Source organism: Mycobacterium parmense, from assembly GCF_010730575.1.
GTDB classification, from domain to species: domain Bacteria; phylum Actinomycetota; class Actinomycetes; order Mycobacteriales; family Mycobacteriaceae; genus Mycobacterium; species Mycobacterium parmense.
Map to the genome: position 1 here is coordinate 4,054,969 of NZ_AP022614.1, position 18,097 is coordinate 4,073,065.

The following is an 18,097-nucleotide window of genomic DNA, read 5'->3' on the forward strand; positions in this document are numbered from 1 at the left end:
CACCCCCGTTTGCGGCGCCGGGTCAACAGCCGAGAGATTGATACGATGCCGCGAATCATGCAGTCCGACGCGGGTTCAGCCGCTGCCGAATCGGTCACCGACCTGGAGTGCAGAATCCTGGACACTGCGCGGGCGGTCTTCGAGACCTACGGGGTGCGCCGCGCCAACATCGAGGACGTCGCCGTGCGCGCCGGCGTCAGCCGCAGCACCGTCTACCGGCGCTTCCCCACCAAGGACGTCCTCTTCGCACACGTGGTGCGACGGGAGGCGCAGCAATTCTTCACCACCCTTGACGAGGCCACGACGGGCCGCGACCCCGCGGACGCCGTGATCGAGGCTTTCGCTCTGGGAGTGCGCCTGGTCGGCGACTCGGCCCTGTACTCGCGGATCGCCGAGAGCGAGCCCGAGCTGTTCGGCATGTTCTCCCGGTCGCACGCCTTCCCGATCCGCCAGTTCGCCGACGGGATCGCCCACACCCTGCGGCGCTGCGGCACCGACATCCCCGAAGCCGATTTGGAGAACATCGCCGACATCCTGCTGCGGGTCGCCCTCGGAATCATCGTCTTCCCCACCGACCGGCTCGACACCTCGGACAACGCCGCCGTCCGCGAGTACGCCGCCCGCTATCTGGTGCCCATCATCCGCCGCTGACGCCAGGGGCTTGGGCGCTGATGGACGGCCGTCGCATGCCTCGCTCCGAAGACGCGACGATGTCGGTGCGCTGAACTAGCCTGTATCGCGTGGCTCGCTCGGCGGGGGCTCCGCGAACCAGGTACGCCAGTTGCGGCGAGACCGACATCGCATATCAGGTCGTCGGCGACGGGCCGATGGACTTGCTCGTGCTGCCCGGGCCGTCGATCCCGATCGATACCGTGGATGCCGAACCCTCGATGTACCGGTTCCACCGCCGGCTGGCGTCATTCGCCCGGGTGATCCGTCTCGACCAGCGCGGCATCGGCCTCTCGTCGCGGGTTCCCTCGCTGGACGTGATGGGCCCGAAGTTCTGGGCCGCCGATGCCATCGGCGTGATGGATGCCGTCGGCTGCGAGCGGGCCACCGTCGTGGCGCCGAGCTTCAGCGCCATGACCGGTCTGGTCATGGCGGCCGACTACCCCGAGCGGGTGAGCGGCCTGATCACCATCAACGGCGCGGCCCGCACGCTGCGGGCTCCCGACTACCCGATGGGCTCCGAGGTCGCCGCGACCGACCCGTACTCGACCGTCGCGATCGAACCGGACGCCGTCGACCAGGGTTTCGACATCCTCGCCATCATCGCCCCCAGCGTCGCGCACGACGACGCCTTCCGCGCGTGGTGGGACATGGCCGGCAACCGTGCCGCCTCGCCCAGCATGGCCCGCGCGATGATCGCGGTCATCCGGGAGGCCGATGTGCGCGACGCCCTGCCGCGCATCAGCGCGCCGACGCTGATCCTGCACCGTGACAACCCGCAATTCAGTCCCGTCGGGCACGCCCGCTACCTGGCCGACCACATCGCCGGGGCGCGCCTGGTCGAACTGCCGGGCAGCGACGTCCTGTACTGGGTCGGCGACACCGGGCCGATGCTCGACGAGATCGAGGAGTTCGTCACCGGCGTGCGCGGCGGCGCCGACACCGAACGGCTGCTCACCACCATCGTGTTCACCGACATCGTCGGCTCCACCGAACGCGCCGCCGCAATCGGCGACGACCGGTGGCGCGACCTGCTGGACAACCACGACGCGATCGTGCGCCACGAGCTCCGGCGCTTCTCCGGTCGCGAAGTCAACACGGCCGGAGACGGATTCGTCGCGACATTCAAGAGCCCGAGCGCCGCGCTCTCCTGCGCCGACGCGATCGTCGACGCGGTCCGCGTCCTGGGCGTCGAAGTTCGGGTGGGCATTCACGCGGGCGAGGTCGAGGTGCGGGGCGCCTCCAAGACTGACGTCGCAGGCATGGCCGTACACATCGGCGCGCGCGTGGCGGCGCTCGCCGGCCCGGGCGAGGTGCTGGTCTCCTCCACGGTGCGCGACATCGTCACCGGGTCGCGCCACAGGTTCAGCGACCGAGGCGAGACCGAGCTGAGGGGTGTGCCGGGCCAGTGGCAGTTGTGCGCCCTGGTCCGCGAGCACGCCACCGTCGCGCGGTAAGCAATCCCACACACCGGCCCTCGGCGGACCCTCGAACACCCGCACAGCGCGGCGTAGGCTGCGCTGTGAACCTCGATTTCGGCGTACAGCTTGATATTTGGACGAAGGAGTACGCATGACCGACGTGCACGTCTCGTTGCCGCCCGCGCTGCAGCGAGCGCTTGATCTCCTCACCGACCCGCCAGCCGATCCCGACGTGAGCAGGGGTTACCTGGACCTGCTCGGCAGCCGACAAGAAGACGACGGCGTCTCGGTGAACACCGGCCCGATCCAGGCGGCGTGGGCGTCACCGATCGGTTCGATGCTCTACGACAACGCCCAGGCCCTCTCGCGCCGGCTGATCAGCGCGTGGCAGCTACCCCTGGAATGGCTGAACATCCCGCCGGGCGGCGTCGCGCTCGACGTCGGCTCGGGCCCCGGCAACGTCACCGCGTCGCTGGCCCGTGCCGCGGGCCCCGACGGGCTGGCCCTCGGTGTCGACATCTCCGAGCCCATGCTGCGGCGCGCCGTGCGCAACGAGGCCGGCCCGCAGGTCGGCTTCATCAAAGCCGACGCGCAGCGACTCCCCTTGCGGGACGGCACCGTCGACGCCGTCATCTCGACCGCCGTCCTGCAGCTCGTGCCGAACCCGATGGCCGCGCTTGCCGAGATGACGCGCGTGCTGCGCACCGGCGGGCGGCTGGCCGTCATGGTCCCGACCGCCGGCCGCGCAGCAAAGCTCTGGCGGATGCTGCCCAACGTCGGGGCGCACGCGTTCGACGAAGACGAGATCGGCGACTTCCTGGAAGACCACGGGTTGACCAGCGTGCGGGTCAGCAACTTCGGCCTCCTGCAGTGGGTGCGCGCCAGGTTGGGCTGACCGCCCCGCTAGCCGCCGCTTTGCGCGAGCAGGGCCAACCGGTCGATCGATTCCCGCAACATCTCCGCCGTCGTCGCCCGCGCCCTGTCCAGCCGGGTCTCGTCGTTGAGCGCCGTCCAGTCATAGGTGTGGGTGACGCGGGTCAGGGTGTTGTTGATCTCGTTGAGCTCCCAACGCCACAGGTGCCCGGGGGGCTGCTTGCGCGGCTCCGCCGGGCACCACGCGATCTTGCTGGCTTCGATGAACTCGACGACGTGGTTCTCCCGGACCGCGCCGTTGGTCAGGACCGTCTTGAACACGTCGCCGACCCGGCGGACACGCTGCCCCGCGGCTGCCGAGGCGAGGTTGTTGTTGCCGTCCCAGCTCGGCTGGCGCGATGGATCGGCGATCAGCTCGAAGATCGTCTCGGCATTGGCGGAAATGACGCGGGTGGCGCTCACGACGCGGTCTTCGGAATCGGGCATAGCGCTATCCAAACATGCGGCGCCTCCACGGAGCACAAGTGACTTTGGGCTGCCGCGGTGAGGACCTTCGGCTGTGGTGTCGCGCCCCGACGGCATGCGACTCTGTCGGTGCCGGGTTCACCCGGTGGTCTGTCCGAAGTGCAGCGAGCCCATTTTTGGGCGAGGCCCGCCCCCGGGCCTGTTTGACCCACCGTCACAAGACGGGGATCTGCCTTCGGACAGACCTTTTCGGTCAATCCGCCCGCAGCGCTTCCACCGGTCCGGACAGGGCCGCCTTGACGTAGCGGGTCTGGTCGTCGGCGAGCACCTCGGCGTCTGACCGCTCGATGCCGTCGGCGATCGCCCGGGCCACCTCACGCGGGTCGTTCTTGGGGACGTCGAAGCCGGACGTCATGTCGGTCTCCGTGTAGCTCAGGTGCACGCCGGTGACCTGGGTGCCCTGCTTCTCGAGCTCGATGCGCAGGGAGTTGGTCGCCGACCAGAGCGCCGCCTTGGAATCGCCATAGCCGCCGGAACCGGGCAGCCAGGACAGGATCGACAGGATGTCGACCAGGGCCCCGCCGCCGTTCTCGGCCAGGATGGGCGCGAACGCCTTCGCGACGCGAAGCGCGCCGAAGTAGTTGGTCTCGAAGACCGCGCGCACCTCCTCGATGTCGCTGCTCAACAACTTCGGCGCGGCGAGCACACCGGCGTTGTTGACGACGATGGCGGCGTCGGTCGCCCTAAGCGCAAGCGCAGCAACCGAATCGGGCTTGGTCACGTCCAGCTCGACACTGACCACGCGCGGGTCGTCACTGGGCTTGGGCGCGCGCGCCGTCGCGTACACCTTCGCCGCGCCGCGCCGCAGCAGTTCGTCGACGATCGCCTTGCCGAGCCCGCGCTGCCCGCCGGTCACCACAACCGTCGACCCCTTGATGTTGACCATGATCCGCACTCCTTGACTTAGGTAAAGGCCGTTTGATTCTGTCAACATAATTGCGTCGCGCGACATAGTCAAGTACTCTTTACCTATGTCTGAGCAATGGTCTGCGTCACAGCGTTACGGGCTCGCCTGCGCACCGGGTGGCCTGGGCCTGGTCCAGGATTTCCTGAACACTGCGGGCATCGAGGGATACGGCCCGGACCTGCTGGCCGACACCGCCGTCGCCGCGCAATGGGTCGGCGGTGCTATCCGGACCTGGTCGGCGCTGCGCGGCGAGCAGGCGCGGCCACCCACGCTCACCGCCACGGATGTGACGAAGCTGCGCGGGTTGCGGGCCACTATCGCCGCGCTGGTGACCACGGGTGCGCCGCCCGGTCCGGTCGCCGGGCCAATCCAGGCGTCGTTCGCGGTGTCCGGCGCCGGGGAGGTGAGGTTGGAACCCTCAGGCACCGGCTGGCGCTGGTTGGCCTCCGCGCTTTGGGCCGAGATACTCCTTGCGCAACGTTCCGGAGTCTGGCGCCGGATCAAGCGATGCCACAACCACCGCTGCGGCTCGACGTTCTACGACCGCTCGAAGAACAACAGCGGCGTGTGGCACGACGTGAAGACGTGCGGCAACGCCGCGAACTTGCGTGCCTCCCGGGCCCGCAGACGCAACAGCGGCCAGGTGACCGGCTCACCGGTTGCGCCAACGTAGGCGACCTCAGCAGCGCTCCGCGCCGCGTGGCATCAGCCGCGCCTTCGCCGGCGCATCGATCGGTCTGCTCTTCAAGACGGCGTTCAGCGCGCTGCAGGCCCGCGCCTTGATCGGGGTGATCACGTCGAGGCTGGCGGGATTCCGGGGGATCCAGGACTGCAGTGTGAGCACAGTTCGGTCCTTCGTGTGTTCGGCCGGCGTGCCGGCTCATCGCATTGGACCGCAACCGCTTTACGGCCGCACCGCGCCGCGGTAAACGGGGTGAAAAGCCGCGCTGTGGCGTCGGGCACAGGGTCGCGCCACGCGACCGCCGGTCACACCCGCCGAGCCGGCCAACTCTTGAACCGCCGCAGGTAGGCGGGCAAGCGCCGCGCCGGCAGAGCCGTCGGCCAGTCATCGGCGCGGAAGTACGCGTCGGTCCCGCCGTCGACGAAGATCGTGCTCCCGCAGAGAAAATCCGCGGCATCCGAGAGCATGAAACACATCCAGTCGGCCATCCGCCCGGCATCGGCGAAGCCCCCGAGCGGAACGGGAAACGATCGGACCGCCTTGGCCTGCCGCGGGAAGGACAGCTGCTCCTGCAGCAAGGGCGTCATCGTTGCGCCGGGCGCGAGCGCATTGAGCCGCACACCCGCGCCCGCCCACTCCGGCAGCACCGCCTGCCGTCGCACCCAGCGAGTGACGGCGATCTTGGACGCCGCGTACATCATCGTCGGGGCGGCCGGGCCGAACAGTCGCACGGACCGCAAGGCCCTGTCAGGGTCGTTTGCGAGCAGCGCGCGCACGGTCCGCCCGGGCACCGCAGGCACCGTGGTCGATGAGTTGCTGGACACCACAACGACTTTCGGGTGATCTGTGGTCGCCAGCGCCGGGCGCCATGCCGTCAGCAGCTCGACGACGCCGAAGAAATTCACTTGAGCGATCTGACGCGGCCGGTCACGGCCGGGACTGGGACCCAGCCCGGCGGACAGCACGGCGCCCTCGAGTCTGCCGCCCGAGGCGGCGAGCACGCCGTCGGCGGCCTCGCGGCGCCCGCGCGGGGTGGACAGGTCGGCGCTGACGTCGGCATCCGCGAGGTCGACACCGATCACGGTGTGGCCGTCGTCTCGCAGTCGCCGCGCGGCCTCGCGGCCCATCCCGGAGGCCGATCCGGTGATCGCGTAGGTGCCCATGAGCCTGCGCTCAGGCCTTGACGCGCAGCGTCTGGTCGACCCACGCGCGAAGCGCGGTGATGGGCGCCGCGTCGACGATCACCGGGAGCCAACGGTGGCACTGCGCGCAACGCGGCTTGCCAGGGCCCGCGGCACGGACACGGTTACGCCGCCCGCAGTGTGGGCAACCCTCGATCGCGGTGTTATCGCTCATGGCGACGATCCCACCACGAAGCGGGCCACGGGGTCGATGGTCATTGGTCACGAACCCCCGCGCGGGTGCGCCCGATGGTCAGCCGCCGGCGGCGCGCTCGACGTCGAGCAGTTGCTCGCCGCGCCGTTCCGCGTCGTAGGCCTTGCGGCCACCGCGAAGACCGAACAGTCTCTTCGAGATCAGCAGATAGACAACGGCGGCCACGTTGATGCCGAAGGTCACCACCCGCGTCATCGTGATGCCCTTGGCGAGATCGTGAATCTCCAGCGGCAGGAACACCGAAGTGGCCACCACCGCGAAGTACTCCCCCCAGCGTTTCAGCAACCAGAGCCCGACGCCCTCGATCACCTCCACCAGCGCGTAGGCGACCAGCGCGACGGTCAGCAGGGTGAGGGTCGACGGCTTGGCGGCCAGCGCCTTCTCCAGCTCGTGCACCGCCGTCATCTGATCGACCTGAAAACCGCTGGCCCGCAACAGCGGGAGGTCCCGGTCGAGCGTGGCCTGGATGGATCCGCGGGCACCGCGGAACTTCCACACGGCGTAAGCCGCCAGCCCGATCAGCAGCGCCCGGACGAAACGCTCGATGCCGAGCGCACGAACGATGATGGCTTGGCGCAATGCCTTGCCGCGCAATATCATCGGTGCATCCTCGGCGCGCCCGTGCCCGGCGGGTTCGCCGACGACGAACTCCCCGCACCGCAGGCAGCGCCACGCCTGGCCGAGCGCTGTGCTCGCGCTCAACCGATCGGCGAGCTCCCGGTCATCGGGACCATCGGGCCGGTACGTCACATGCCCCTGCAACCCGCAGGTGATCAGCTCCCACCGGTTGGCGCCGCCGTTTCTACACATGGCCACCGATCATTCAGTGCCGGCGACGACGCACGCAAGGAGGCGCGCGGCTTTCAAAAGCGCGGTGCGCTTCGCCGGCGCCGGGCGGTGGCGCTCACCGCGCCCAGCAGCCCGGCGAGTTCGGCGACCGGCACCTCGTCGAGGCGGTCGACCGCGGTGACGATGTCCTCGCGCAGTGTCTGGTCGCAGAAGGGTTCGGCGAGCCAGTTGAACTTGTCCACCACGCGTTCCCAGGACATGGGCCGTGTCAACGAACCTTCGTAATCGTCTTGCTCGCGGCGCAGGTGACGCCCGTCGTGGGTGGCGATGTGCACGCGGGCGGCCGTGCGCTGCGGGTAGTCGGCGGTTAGGTCCGCGGCGGGCTCGATTTCGACGCGGGTCAGCAGGTCCTGGACATCGGCGCGCAGAACCCGTTCGTTCTCAAGCTGTTCGGGGCCGACGCCGCCGTCCAGGAGCGCGACCGCGCTCAGGTATTTCAGGTTGTAGTCGGCCTGCTCCTTGGTGCGCGGCTGGTCCTTGTCCCCGTAGGCTCCCCCGCCGGCGAAGTCGTAAGCCCCCTGGAACACCTCGAGGGTCACCCGCGCGACGTCCGCCCCCCGCAAGTCGTTGTCGGCGCGCAGGGCCAGCACCGCGTCGATGACGACCTGCCCGTGGATCAGTGAGCAGTACTGCTTCAGGTAGGTCTGCTCGACACAGGACAGCGCCCGGTCGGCGGTGCGCATGTCGATCGGTCGGTCGAAAAGCTGCACGAGGCCGTGCGGGCCGTCGAACAGCGATCGGGGACCGGTGATCCCGCGGCCCGCCAGGATCGTCGCGTATACCGCGCGCATGCCGGTGATGGCCGGCGAAATGCCCTTCCACTGCGACACCGGCTCGGCGTGCACCGTCGCCAGCGACACGTTGTCGGCCGTCGCGGCGGCGATCGCGTTCGCGGTCTGCCCGGCGTTCAGATCGAGCAGCTTGGCGGCCCCCGCCGCCGCCGACATCGCCAGTTGCAGGGCGTGATTGAGACCCCGCGCCATGACGGGAACTGCTGCGCTGAAACGGCATTGGATCTCGTAGGCGACCGCGAGGGCCAACAGGAAATCCCCGCCGCCGGCGCCGGTGTGCTCCGCGACGGCCAGGACCGCACCGAAATTGTCGGCGGGGTGGCACAACCCCCCGACCGTCAGGTAGGTGTCGAGCAGGTCGGGGTAGCGCACCAGCACCGCGTTGAAGAAGGCGGCCTGATCCACCGACGCCCGCCCACCGCCGACGAGTGTCGCCGTGGGCCGTGCGCTGAACTGTTCGGTGTGCTCGCGGATCGTCGCGATCAGCTCACCATCCAGTGAGCCGACGGCGCAGGCCACGCTGTCGAGCACGTTGCGCTTCATCAGTGCCCGCGACCTCTCGCTCAGGTCCCGGGGTTCGGCCGCCACGACGAACTCGGCCAAGTCATCCACTACATAGATTCGCGCCACTTCGCCCTCCGCCGTTCCCAGCGCCACTGAGAGAGCCTAGATGTACTCGGCCGAGCCCGCGGCCGGCGGCGCGGTTGCTCAGACCGCCGGCTCGATCTCGCCGGGTCGCGGTTGCGGGCTGACCGCCGTCGTCTCGTCGGTGAGTTTCTTACCGATCACCCGGATCTGGCGCGCGCTGAGCGGGCAGAGCGGATGCACGGCGAGCATCAGGGCGACTTGCCGGCGGGTGTCGAAAACCGGCGCGGCGATGGTCACCACGGGTTGTTTGCGGCGACCGGGGTTGTCGTCGGACAGGAAGCCGATGGTGGTGAACTCCACCAGCAACTGGTCCATGATGTGGCGGACCGGGGTCGGCATCTCGTTGCTGTCGAGGGTGCCGACGACCTGCACGGCCTGAGCGAGCGCCGGCGTCGTCCAGTCGACGTCGAAGCCGCGCTCACGCGTGTGCTCCAGCACCTGTTCGAGCCGCCGCGTGCGATCGGCGTTGGCGCCGACGCCGCGGCGGATCCATGCGCGCTGCTCCTCGGCGGTGTCCCAGGCGGCGAGCGCGACCCCGAACGGCGGGGCGTAGGGAATGCGATCGCCGGGGATTCCCGACGGCTGGGTGGCGGGCTCACCTTCGAACGCGGTGACCACCAGGGATTCGCCGAACCGTTCCACGACGGAACAGGCGTAGCCGACCTCGCGCGACAGTCGTAGCGCCGCGCCCCGCGCCGCGTGCGCGAGCGGCCGGGCGGTATCCGTCCGCGCGGCCACCACGGCGAGCGCGGGCCCCAGGGTGAAGGTCTTCACGACGGGATCGCGGCTGGCCCATCCGCGGTCGCACAGCGTCTTGAGGATCGCGTGCGCCGTCGCCTGGGTGAGGTCGAGCTCGCGCACGACATCGGAGAACCGCAGCGGCGCGTTCCCGGACCGGGCCAGCAGTTCGACGACGTCGAGCACTCGGGCCGTAGGCGCAGACGTCGATCCGCGAATGGCTTGACTCCCTTGCGGCGGAATTCCTACAGTTGAGCGAACATTCGAGAGCTTATATCGACTATTCGAGAAAGTAACGGATTGCGTGCTGTGGTCTTACCGGACGTCCGGCTGGCGCATCGTGGTCCACCCCAACGGAGACTTCCGATGACCGAACGAGAAGACCGCCAGGACATCAGCGACCTTTTGACCCGCTACGCCACCGGCATCGACCGTCGCGACTGGCAGCTGTTTCGCACGGTCTTCACCGACGACTGCGAACTCGACTACGGCGAGATCGGCGCATGGCACGGCGTCGACACCGTCACCGACTTCATGGAGCAGGTCCATGCCATGGCCGGACACACGCTGCACCGCCTGACCAACCAGGCCGTCACGGTCCGGGGCGACAAGGCCACTGCGCGCACCTACATCGACGGGCTGATCATGGCCGCCGACAACGACGCCGGCGTCAACGCGATCGGCTTCTACGACGACGAGATCGTGCGAACCGGGGACGGATGGCGGATCGCCCGCCGGCGGTATACCCAGGTGCGCCTCACCCAGGTCGGCGGCGCGTAGGTGGACTTCGCCGCCAAATACGGACCGTGGGCTCTGGTGGCCGGCGCCTCGGACGGCGTGGGTGCCGCGTTCGCCGCCGAACTCGCCGCGCGCGGGCTCAACGTCGTGCTGGTGGCCCGCCGGAAGGCGGTGCTGGACCGGGTCGCCGCCGAGATCGGGTCCCGCGCGTCCGTCCAGACCCGCACGCTGGCGGTCGATCTCGCAGAACCGGGCGCGGCATCCGCGATCGCCGCGGCCACCGGCGACCTGGAGATCGGGTTCCTTGTGTACTGCGCGGGCGCCGATCCCGATTTCAAGCCCTTCCTGGCCAGCCCCCTGACAGCCGCCGAGGCGATGGTCCGGCGCAACTGCATGGCGCCGATGCAGTTGTGCCACCACCTCGCCCCGGCGATGGTGCAGCGCGGCCGCGGCGGCATCGTCATCCTCGGCTCCGGCGCCGGGCTGGCCGGCGGACCCAACATGGTCGCCTACGGCGCCACCAAGGCCTTCGACATGGTCTTCGCCGAAGCGCTCTGGGCCGAGTTGCACGGGAAGGGCGTCGACGTCCTCGGGTTGATCCTGGGCAAGACCGACACACCGGCGCTGCGGCAACTCGAACACAGCCGCGGCCTAATCGGGTCGCCCGACGAGCCGCCGACGGACGCCGGCACCGTCGCGGACGTCATCGCCGAGGCGTTCGAGAACCTCACCAACGGACCCACCGTCATGGTCGGTGACACCATGCGCGCCGCCGCCCAGCTGCTGGCGTCGTTGAGCCGTAACCAGGCCGTCGAGCTCTTCACCGCCGCCGCCGCGGCGGCCATGGGCCCGGACGACTGACCGAGCGACAAAGCCCCCGGGAACCGTGGTGCGTCCCGCCGCGTCGTAGGAGAGAGTGGGCAAGGAAAAGTAATGACTCGCTGACGGTTTGCCAAACTTCTTAATCAGGGGCGCCTAACTTTTCCTTTGTGAGGTCCTGGCCAGCAAATACGCCACGGCGCGCCCAGGAACTTAGGCTAGGCTGCACGTTGCTGGGCGACCGTATAGCAGGTAGGTTGAACAGCAGTCTCGACGGCAAGCCAGCCGAAAACGATCGCGGATTACCAGCTGGGGGATGACGATGCTGGACACCGAAAGGCCGCCCCTCGCCGTCCCCACCACTTCCCGCACGAGGCGGACCCTGGGCCGTTCGGCGCTGATCACCGCGGCGTTCATCGCACCGGCGCTCGTTTTGCAGATCGCCGGCCTGCACCCCGACCCGGTCGCCGCGCTGCTGATCTTCGGGGCAGCGGTGGTGGCGGCCAGCTTCCTGCTCGCGTGGGCCGCCGAGGCCGCGCAGATCGACGTCTCCGGCGGGCTGGCCATCGCGGTACTCGCCCTGATCGCGGTCCTGCCCGAGTACGCCGTCGACCTTTACTACGCGTTCGTGTCCGGCCACGACCCGGTTTACACCCAGTACGCCGCCGCCAACATGACCGGCTCGAACCGGCTCCTGATGGGACTCGGCTGGCCCGTGGTCGTGCTGGTCAGCGTCCTGGTGGCGCGCAGGTCGGGCTCCGGCAAAGCCACCGGCCTGGCGCTGGGGCCGGCCAACCGCGTCGAGCTCGGCTTCCTGCTCATCGCCGGAGCGGCCGCATTCGTCGTGCCCGTCAGCGGCCAGATCCATTTCGCGACGGGGCTGGCCCTGCTGGCCTGGTTCGGGTTCTACCTGTACAAGATCAGCCAGGGCGACGTCGAGGAGCCCGACCTCATCGGTACGGCCGCCGCCATCGGGGCGTTGCCCGACCGCAGCCGGCGCGTCACCGTCGTGGGCCTGTTTCTCGTGTCGTGTGCGGTGATCGTGCTCTGCGCCAAGCCCTTCGCCGACAATCTGGTGGCCGCCGGCACCGAGCTGGGCGTCGACCGGTTCCTGCTCGTGCAGTGGCTTGCCCCGCTGGCATCGGAGGCGCCCGAGTTCATCGTCGCGACCATCTTCGCCGCCCGGGGCAAGGGCACCGCGGCAATCGCGACACTGATCTCCTCGAAGGTCAACCAGTGGACGCTGCTGATCGGGTCGCTGCCGGTGGCCCACCTGCTGGGCGGCGGCAGCTTCACGCTCGCCCTCGACCCGCGGCAGGTGGAGGAGGTACTGCTGACGGCCACCCAGACGCTGATGGGCGTGGCGTTGTTGCTGGGACTGCGCTTCAGCAGGGGTGCGGCGTGGGCGCTGCTGGCCTTGTTCATCGTTCAGTTCCCGATCGCCACGACGCACGGGCGGCTCCTGCTCTGCGGAGCCTACGCGGCGGTGGCCGTCGTCGGGCTGGCCGTGCACCGCCACCACCTGATCGCGACCCTCAAGGCACCGTTCTTCGGGACGACCATCCGGCACAGCGGCCACCCCCACCACGCGGAGGCGGATCAGGGCGTCGCTTCGTAGCGCACCGGCGACCCGCGACTTCACCGACGGTCACGCGGCGTATACCGTCCAGGTATGAATCGAGTCTCGGTCATCACCGGCGGCGCGGGCGGCATGGGGCTGGCCACGGCCAAAATCGTTGGGCGCGACCATGTCCTGGTCTTGTGCGACGTGAGGCAAGACCGGCTCGCCGCCGCCGCCGCGACCCTGGACAGCCTGGGAATCACGCCCACGGTCGTCTACTGCGACGTCACCGACCCGAGTGCGGTCGCCGGCCTGTTCGACACCGCCGCCGGGCTCGGAACGCTCGCCTCGGTCATCCACACCGCCGGGGTGAGCCCGAGCATGGGCCCGGCCGACTACGTGATGCGGACCAACGCCCTGGGCACCGTCAACGTCAACGAGGCGTTTTACGCGGTGGCCGGCGAGGGCGCCGCGATCGTCAACGTCGCATCGATGGCGGCACACGTACTGCCCGCCGAAATGATTCCCACGGAACAATTTCCGACGGCAATCACCGATGCCGACGCCTTCATCGACGCGATGCTGGCGGCCTGCGACATCGTCCCCGAGGAGGCGCGGTCCGGCATCGCCTACGCCCTGAGCAAGAGTTTCGTGCGCTGGTACAGCCAGTCTGCGGCCGAAAGGTTCAACGCACGCGGCACGCGTATCGTCTCGGTGTCTCCTGGGTCCGTCGACACCGAGATGGGCAGGCTCGAGGAGCAGGCCGGCGCCGGGGCGATGGTCGCCAACGCCGCGGTGCCGCGGTGGGGCACGCCGGAGGAGATGGCCGAGCTGCTCGCGTTCTGCGCCAGCGCCAAAGCGGGTTATCTCACCGGCACCGACATTCTCAACGACGGCGGCGTGATCGCCTCGATGACGGAGCGGGCCAGGGTCGCCGCCGCCAGCACCTGACGGCCGGGAAGGGATCCACACCAGCGATGCGAAGCCGAGCGGCCGTCCTCTACGACTACGGCCTGCCCTGGTCCGTCGAGGAGATCGACCTCGACCCGCCGCGGGCCGGTGAGGTCCTCGTGCGCCTGGCCGCCACCGGACTGTGCCACTCCGACGAACACATCCGCCAGGGGCGGCTGGCCCCGCCGCCGAAAACCGAGGGCCCCGGCGAAGCCACCGCGATGTCGCCGACCATCGGCGGGCACGAGGGATCCGGCGTCGTCGTCGAGGTGGGCCCCGGCGTGACGCGGTTCGCGCCGGGCGACCACGTGGTGACCTCGTTCGTCGCCGTCTGCGGACGATGCCGTTGGTGCGCTTCGGGAATGGAGTACCTGTGCGACGCCGGGTCGGGCACCTTGCTGCCCGGGATGCCGACCGACGGCACCTTCCGCCACCACACGGTCGAGGGGCTCGACCTCGGCCACGTGTCCAAGATCGGGGCGTTCGCCGAACACACTGTCGTGTCGGTGAATTCGCTCGTCAAGATCGACCCGGACATCCCGCTGCTGCCCGCCGCCCTGCTGGCGTGCGCGGTGCCCACGGGCTACGGGTCCGCCGCCCATCGCGCCCGCGTGTGCGGGGGTGATGCCGTGGTGGTCATCGGGGCGGGCGGGATAGGGACCGCCGCGATCCAGGGTGCGCGCATCAGCGGCGCGGCCCGCATCATCGCGGTCGACATCAACGACTTCAAGCGCGAATCGGCGCCGATCTTCGGCGCCACCCACACCGCCGCGAGCGCCGCCGAAGCCCTCGAGCTGGTGCGTGAACTGACGCGCGGGGTGATGGCCGACGCGGTCGTCGTCGCCACCGCCATGATCGGCGAGGCCGACGTCGAGCCGGCCCTGGCGCTCACCCGCAAGGGCGGCACCTGCGTGCTGACCGGCCTGCCTGCGCCGGCGACACACTCGGTCACCGCCGCGCTGCAGAACTTCATCCTGATGAACAAGACGTTGTGCGGCACAGTTTTCGGCTCGTGCAACCCGAGGAGCGACATCCCACTGCTGGCCTGCATGTACCGGACCGGCCAGCTACTCCTCGACGAGATGATCACCAGGCGGTACCGGCTCGACGACATCAACGACGCGTACACCGACCTGACGGACGGCCGATTGATCCGCGGCGTCATCGATTTCGGCCACGACTGACCCGATGTCGCGGCGGTGCACCCAGTCCCGTGGCCGCAGCCGCCAGGTCCGGCGGGCATAGTCCAGCTCGGTGTAGGGCCACTGCGTCACGATCCGGCCGCTCGGTGAGCGAAAGTAGCTTTGGCACTGCGTCCAGACGCTTCGTTCCAGATCGGCGCCCAGCTTCTCGTTGTAGCACCGCTCGACCTCGGGGCGCACTTCCAGGTACCCGCCCCGGCGCGCCACGCGGCTCACCGCGCTCGCCACGAACCGGGCACCCGCCTCGAGGATGTAGACGATCGAATTGCCCCCCTGGTTGGTGTTGGGTCCGTACAACATGAAGAAGTTCGGAAACCCATGGGTCGCCACACCCAGGTAGGCGCTGGGGTCGGCACCCCACCGCTCGTGCAGACTCTGGCCGCCCCGCCCGATGACGTCGAGACCCGCGAGGTAGCGGCTGGTCTGGAACCCGGTGGCGCACACGATCGCGTCGGCCTCCACCACGCGGCCACCGGCGGTGGTGATCGACGTCCCGGTCACTCGCGCGATCGGATCGGTCACCAGATCGACGTGATCTTTCTGCAGCGCCCGGTAGTAGGCGTCGCCGAGCAGCACCCGCTTACAGCGGAAGGGGTAATCGGGGGTCAGAGCTTCGCGAAGCAGCTCATCGGCGACGGTGCGCTCGAGAAAGGAAACCGCGACCCGCGAGCGAGCGACCGCCTGTGGGTCCTCGGCCGCGTTTCCGGTGAAGTCGTGAAACTGCTTCCAGATGCGCCATCGTTCCCTGCGGGCAGCCCAGGGATGGCGGCGGAACCTCACCAGCTCCTCCGCACTGAACGGGCGGTCATCCTTTGGGACCATCCACGGGGGGGTCCGCTGAAAAACGCTGACACGCGAAGCGATTCGAGCGAGCTCCGGCACCACCTGCACCGCGCTGGCGCCGGTGCCGATCACCGCGACCCTGCTGCCGGACAGGTCCAGGTCGGGCTCCCAGGCCGACGTGTGCATCAGGTGGCCACGGTAGCCGCTCAGGCCGTCGATGTCAGGCAGCTTGGGAGCGCCGAACAGCCCGACGGCGCTGACCACGACATCGGCGCGCATGCTCGCCGCGGTGACGCTGCCGTCGTGTCGCAGGTGCAATTCCCACTGCCGGCTGTCCTCGTGCCATCGCGCACCACACACCCGGGCTTGCAGGACCAAGTGGCGCCGCAGGTCGAAGTCGTCGACCACCGACTCCAGGTACGCGAGGATCTCGGGCTGGCGTGCGTAAGTCCGGCTCCAGTTCCGGTTCGGCGCAAAGGAGAACGAGTAGAGATGGCTCTGCACGTCGCACGCGGCACCCGGGTAGGTGTTGCGCCGCCAAGTGCCGCCCACACCGTCGGCGCCCTCGATGATCACCAGGTCGTCGATCCCCCTGCGGCGCAACGCGACCGCCGCGGCGATACCACCGAACCCCGCGCCGATGATCGCGACTTTCGGTGGGCGCCGCCGCCGCGTCGCCGCGCGGATCCGCCCCAGCGCGTAGTGCCGGTTCGTCACGGCCGGGCACCTCGCACGACCAGGCCTGCCATGTCCCCCGCGGCCCGCCATGCCTGAAGGATGTCGGCGTACTCGGTGGGCCCACCGAAGAAGAAGCTGCCCTGCCGGGTTTTGGCGTCCGCCTTGCCCTCCCGGTTGTAGTAGCCGGGCGTGCAGGTCCTGGCGCGGTCGGCGCTCGATGCCGAGCGGGCCACCACGGTGTCGACCCACGCGGCCTCGGCCTCTGGCGACGCCTCGACCTCTGTGATCCCCCGCTTCAGCGCCCACGCGATGATCCATGCCGCGTGACCGGCCTGGACGTCGAGCAGGTACGGGAAGTTGACGGTGAGCCCCGCCTGGGAGATGCTCTCGATGAAGCAGTTCGGAAAACCGTTGGTGCACAGGCCTTGAAAGGTCCGCACCCCCTCGCGCCAGCGCTCGGTCAACGTCACACCGTCGCGGCCGACCAGCTCGAACCCGGTGCGGCGGCAATAGTCCGTTCCCACCTCGAAACCGGTGGCGAAGATCAGGCAGTCGAGCTCGTAGGCGACGTCGTCGACGACCACCCCCGACTCCGTGATGCGCTGCACCCCACGGCCGCGCGTGTCGACGAGGGTGACGTTGGCCCGGTTGAAGGTCTGCAGATACTCGTCGTGGAAGCACGGCCGTTTGCAGAAGTAGCCGTACCAGGGCTTGAGCGCCTCGGCGGTGGCGGGGTCGCCGATGATCTCGTCGACACGCGCACGGATTTCCTCCATCTTGGCGAAGTCGGCGATCTCGATGTCGCGACCGCGCTGTTCGGGGTTCGTCGCGCCATCGAGGCCGCCGTCGTGGCGCATGACCGGCAGCTTTCGCGTGATGCTCGTCCAGGCGTCGGCCACCAGGTCTTGCTCGGCATGGCCGCCGCCGGTCAGGATCTGGAAGTTGCGGATGCGCTCCCGTTGCCAGCCGGGCTGTAATGCGTTGACCCACTGCGGATCCGTGGGCCGGTTGTCGCGCACATCGACCGACGACGGGGTGCGCTGGAAGACGTAGAGGTGGCGCGCGGCGGCCGCGAGGTGCGGGACGCACTGCACCGCCGTCGCGCCGGTGCCGATGATGCCGACGCGCTTGTCGGCCAGGTTCTCCAGATCGCGGCCGGTGTAACCGTAGTCCCACCTGCTGGTGTGAAACGTCGCCGCACCGAACGCACCGAGGCCCTCGATGCCGGGCAGCTTGGGCTTGGCCTGATACCCGTTGGCCATCGTCACGAACCTCGCTCGCATCTCGTCGCCGCGATCGGTGCGGATCACCCAGCGGGAAGTGTCTTGCTCCCAACGGATTCCGCGGACATCGGTCGACAGGCATGCGTCGCGGTAGAGGTTGTAGTGCCGGGCGATGCGCCGGCAGTGCGCGAAGATCTCGTGTCCCTTCGCGTATCGCTCGGTGGGGATGTAGCCGAGTTCCTCGAGCAGCGGCATGTAGACATAGGACTCGACGTCGCAGGCGATCCCCGGGTACCGGTTCCAATACCAGGTACCGCCCACGTCGGCGGCCCTGTCGATGAGCCGCAGGTTTTCCACACCGAGCTGGCGCAGCCGCACCCCCGTCAGCAGCCCGCCGAAGCCGGCCCCGACGATGGCGACGTCGATCTCGTCGGTGAGCGGCTCGCGGTCGACGCGGCCGTGCGCCCACGGGTCCTCGGCGAACCGTGCGAACGCGCCCGTCGTCTGCACATACTGCGAGATTCCGTCCGGCCGTAGTCGGCGCGCGCGCTCCTGCGCGTACTTCCGGCGCAGCGCATCGACGTCGAGCCCCGCGCCAACGGTTTCGGTCAAGGTCGACTCCCTCTCCGCGCCCCGACTATATA

Annotated in this window: 19 protein-coding genes; 9 read left to right on the forward strand and 10 right to left on the reverse strand. The window is 69.2% G+C overall.

All coding sequences use genetic code 11. From position 1 onward, the window contains the following. The first annotated feature begins 57 nt into the window (after window positions 1–57). The 3 genes from G6N48_RS18700 to G6N48_RS18710 all read left to right on the forward strand — a co-directional run bounded on the left by G6N48_RS18700 (window position 58) and on the right by G6N48_RS18710 (window position 2,985). Window positions 58–651, forward strand: coding sequence for a TetR/AcrR family transcriptional regulator (locus G6N48_RS18700; protein WP_139825706.1), 594 nt, complete (start codon window positions 58–60; stop codon window positions 649–651). A gap of 89 nt (window positions 652–740) precedes the next feature. After that, window positions 741–2,126 (forward strand): adenylate/guanylate cyclase domain-containing protein, encoded by a 1,386-nt coding sequence (locus G6N48_RS18705; RefSeq protein ID WP_085268538.1) that lies wholly within the window; start codon window positions 741–743, stop codon window positions 2,124–2,126. Window positions 2,127–2,241: 115 nt separating this feature from the next. Beyond that, window positions 2,242–2,985, forward strand: coding sequence for a class I SAM-dependent methyltransferase (locus tag G6N48_RS18710; protein WP_085268537.1), 744 nt, complete (start codon window positions 2,242–2,244; stop codon window positions 2,983–2,985). Between the two features lie 8 nt (window positions 2,986–2,993). On the opposite strand, the gene G6N48_RS18715 is transcribed toward G6N48_RS18710, so the two are convergent. Continuing rightward, on the reverse strand, window positions 2,994–3,449 hold the full coding sequence (locus G6N48_RS18715; RefSeq protein ID WP_085268536.1) for an SRPBCC family protein: 456 nt from the start codon (window positions 3,447–3,449) through the stop codon (window positions 2,994–2,996). 232 nt (window positions 3,450–3,681) lie between these two features. Then, window positions 3,682–4,374: an SDR family oxidoreductase gene (locus tag G6N48_RS18720; RefSeq protein ID WP_085268673.1), complete on the reverse strand. Its 693-nt coding sequence runs from the start codon at window positions 4,372–4,374 to the stop codon at window positions 3,682–3,684. Window positions 4,375–4,459: 85 nt separating this feature from the next. Here G6N48_RS18720 and G6N48_RS18725 point away from each other — a divergent pair, with 85 nt between their 5' ends. After that, entirely contained in the window at window positions 4,460–5,068 is a 609-nt protein-coding gene (locus G6N48_RS18725) for a CGNR zinc finger domain-containing protein (RefSeq protein ID WP_169718430.1), read from the forward strand. A 6-nt stretch (window positions 5,069–5,074) separates the two neighbouring features. Here G6N48_RS18725 and G6N48_RS27725 read toward each other — a convergent pair whose 3' ends face one another. The 6 genes from G6N48_RS27725 to G6N48_RS18750 all read right to left on the reverse strand — a co-directional run bounded on the left by G6N48_RS27725 (window position 5,075) and on the right by G6N48_RS18750 (window position 9,684). Beyond that, window positions 5,075–5,239: a hypothetical protein gene (locus G6N48_RS27725; protein WP_169718429.1), complete on the reverse strand. Its 165-nt coding sequence runs from the start codon at window positions 5,237–5,239 to the stop codon at window positions 5,075–5,077. A gap of 143 nt (window positions 5,240–5,382) precedes the next feature. Next, a complete protein-coding gene (locus tag G6N48_RS18730; protein WP_085268535.1) occupies window positions 5,383–6,240 on the reverse strand; it encodes an SDR family oxidoreductase in 858 nt (285 codons plus the stop codon). Between the two features lie 10 nt (window positions 6,241–6,250). Further along, window positions 6,251–6,433: a hypothetical protein gene (locus tag G6N48_RS27855; protein WP_085268534.1), complete on the reverse strand. Its 183-nt coding sequence runs from the start codon at window positions 6,431–6,433 to the stop codon at window positions 6,251–6,253. A gap of 78 nt (window positions 6,434–6,511) precedes the next feature. Continuing rightward, window positions 6,512–7,282, reverse strand: a complete 771-nt coding sequence (locus G6N48_RS18740; RefSeq protein ID WP_085268533.1) for a DUF2127 domain-containing protein — start codon at window positions 7,280–7,282, stop codon at window positions 6,512–6,514. 53 nt (window positions 7,283–7,335) lie between these two features. Next, a complete protein-coding gene (locus G6N48_RS18745) occupies window positions 7,336–8,724 on the reverse strand; it encodes an MmgE/PrpD family protein (protein ID WP_085268671.1) in 1,389 nt (462 codons plus the stop codon). A gap of 96 nt (window positions 8,725–8,820) precedes the next feature. Further along, window positions 8,821–9,684, reverse strand: coding sequence for a helix-turn-helix domain-containing protein (locus tag G6N48_RS18750; protein WP_085268532.1), 864 nt, complete (start codon window positions 9,682–9,684; stop codon window positions 8,821–8,823). Between the two features lie 180 nt (window positions 9,685–9,864). On the opposite strand from G6N48_RS18750, the gene G6N48_RS18755 reads away from it, so the two are divergent. From G6N48_RS18755 to G6N48_RS18775, 5 genes are all read left to right on the forward strand, one after another. Beyond that, window positions 9,865–10,278 (forward strand): nuclear transport factor 2 family protein, encoded by a 414-nt coding sequence (locus G6N48_RS18755; protein ID WP_085268531.1) that lies wholly within the window; start codon window positions 9,865–9,867, stop codon window positions 10,276–10,278. Next, window positions 10,279–11,097 (forward strand): SDR family NAD(P)-dependent oxidoreductase, encoded by an 819-nt coding sequence (locus tag G6N48_RS18760; RefSeq protein WP_085268530.1) that lies wholly within the window; start codon window positions 10,279–10,281, stop codon window positions 11,095–11,097. A gap of 274 nt (window positions 11,098–11,371) precedes the next feature. After that, window positions 11,372–12,673 (forward strand): sodium:proton exchanger, encoded by a 1,302-nt coding sequence (locus G6N48_RS18765; protein WP_085268529.1) that lies wholly within the window; start codon window positions 11,372–11,374, stop codon window positions 12,671–12,673. A gap of 54 nt (window positions 12,674–12,727) precedes the next feature. Beyond that, entirely contained in the window at window positions 12,728–13,567 is an 840-nt protein-coding gene (locus G6N48_RS18770; protein ID WP_085268528.1) for an SDR family oxidoreductase, read from the forward strand. A gap of 26 nt (window positions 13,568–13,593) precedes the next feature. Then, complete coding sequence (locus tag G6N48_RS18775; protein ID WP_139825705.1) at window positions 13,594–14,751, forward strand: Zn-dependent alcohol dehydrogenase; 1,158 nt, start codon at window positions 13,594–13,596, stop codon at window positions 14,749–14,751. Here G6N48_RS18775 and G6N48_RS18780 read toward each other — a convergent pair. Together G6N48_RS18780 and G6N48_RS18785 are read right to left on the reverse strand one after the other, a co-directional pair. Beyond that, window positions 14,635–16,320: a flavin-containing monooxygenase gene (locus G6N48_RS18780; protein WP_139825704.1), complete on the reverse strand. Its 1,686-nt coding sequence runs from the start codon at window positions 16,318–16,320 to the stop codon at window positions 14,635–14,637. The genes G6N48_RS18775 and G6N48_RS18780 overlap by 117 nt on opposite strands. Next, entirely contained in the window at window positions 16,266–18,065 is a 1,800-nt protein-coding gene (locus G6N48_RS18785) for a flavin-containing monooxygenase (protein ID WP_085268526.1), read from the reverse strand. The genes G6N48_RS18780 and G6N48_RS18785 overlap by 55 nt, the downstream gene beginning before the upstream one ends. Between the last annotated feature and the right edge of the window lie 32 nt (window positions 18,066–18,097).

Bases quoted from the DNA above. Each gene is read 5' to 3' on its own strand.
- G6N48_RS27855 (WP_085268534.1), bottom strand. From the start codon at position 6,433: ATGAGCGATAACACCGCGATCGAGGGTTGCCCACACTGCGGGCGGCGT.
- G6N48_RS18720 (WP_085268673.1), bottom strand. From the start codon at position 4,374: ATGGTCAACATCAAGGGGTCGACGGTTGTGGTGACCGGCGGGCAGCGC.
- G6N48_RS18715 (WP_085268536.1), bottom strand. From the start codon at position 3,449: ATGCCCGATTCCGAAGACCGCGTCGTGAGCGCCACCCGCGTCATTTCC.
- G6N48_RS18740 (WP_085268533.1), bottom strand. From the start codon at position 7,282: ATGTGTAGAAACGGCGGCGCCAACCGGTGGGAGCTGATCACCTGCGGG.
- G6N48_RS18780 (WP_139825704.1), bottom strand. From the start codon at position 16,320: ATGGCGGGCCGCGGGGGACATGGCAGGCCTGGTCGTGCGAGGTGCCCG.
- G6N48_RS18755 (WP_085268531.1), top strand. From the start codon at position 9,865: ATGACCGAACGAGAAGACCGCCAGGACATCAGCGACCTTTTGACCCGC.
- G6N48_RS18730 (WP_085268535.1), bottom strand. From the start codon at position 6,240: ATGGGCACCTACGCGATCACCGGATCGGCCTCCGGGATGGGCCGCGAG.
- G6N48_RS18770 (WP_085268528.1), top strand. From the start codon at position 12,728: ATGAATCGAGTCTCGGTCATCACCGGCGGCGCGGGCGGCATGGGGCTG.
- G6N48_RS18775 (WP_139825705.1), top strand. From the start codon at position 13,594: ATGCGAAGCCGAGCGGCCGTCCTCTACGACTACGGCCTGCCCTGGTCC.
- G6N48_RS18725 (WP_169718430.1), top strand. From the start codon at position 4,460: ATGTCTGAGCAATGGTCTGCGTCACAGCGTTACGGGCTCGCCTGCGCA.
- G6N48_RS18765 (WP_085268529.1), top strand. From the start codon at position 11,372: ATGACGATGCTGGACACCGAAAGGCCGCCCCTCGCCGTCCCCACCACT.
- G6N48_RS18700 (WP_139825706.1), top strand. From the start codon at position 58: ATGCAGTCCGACGCGGGTTCAGCCGCTGCCGAATCGGTCACCGACCTG.
- G6N48_RS18710 (WP_085268537.1), top strand. From the start codon at position 2,242: ATGACCGACGTGCACGTCTCGTTGCCGCCCGCGCTGCAGCGAGCGCTT.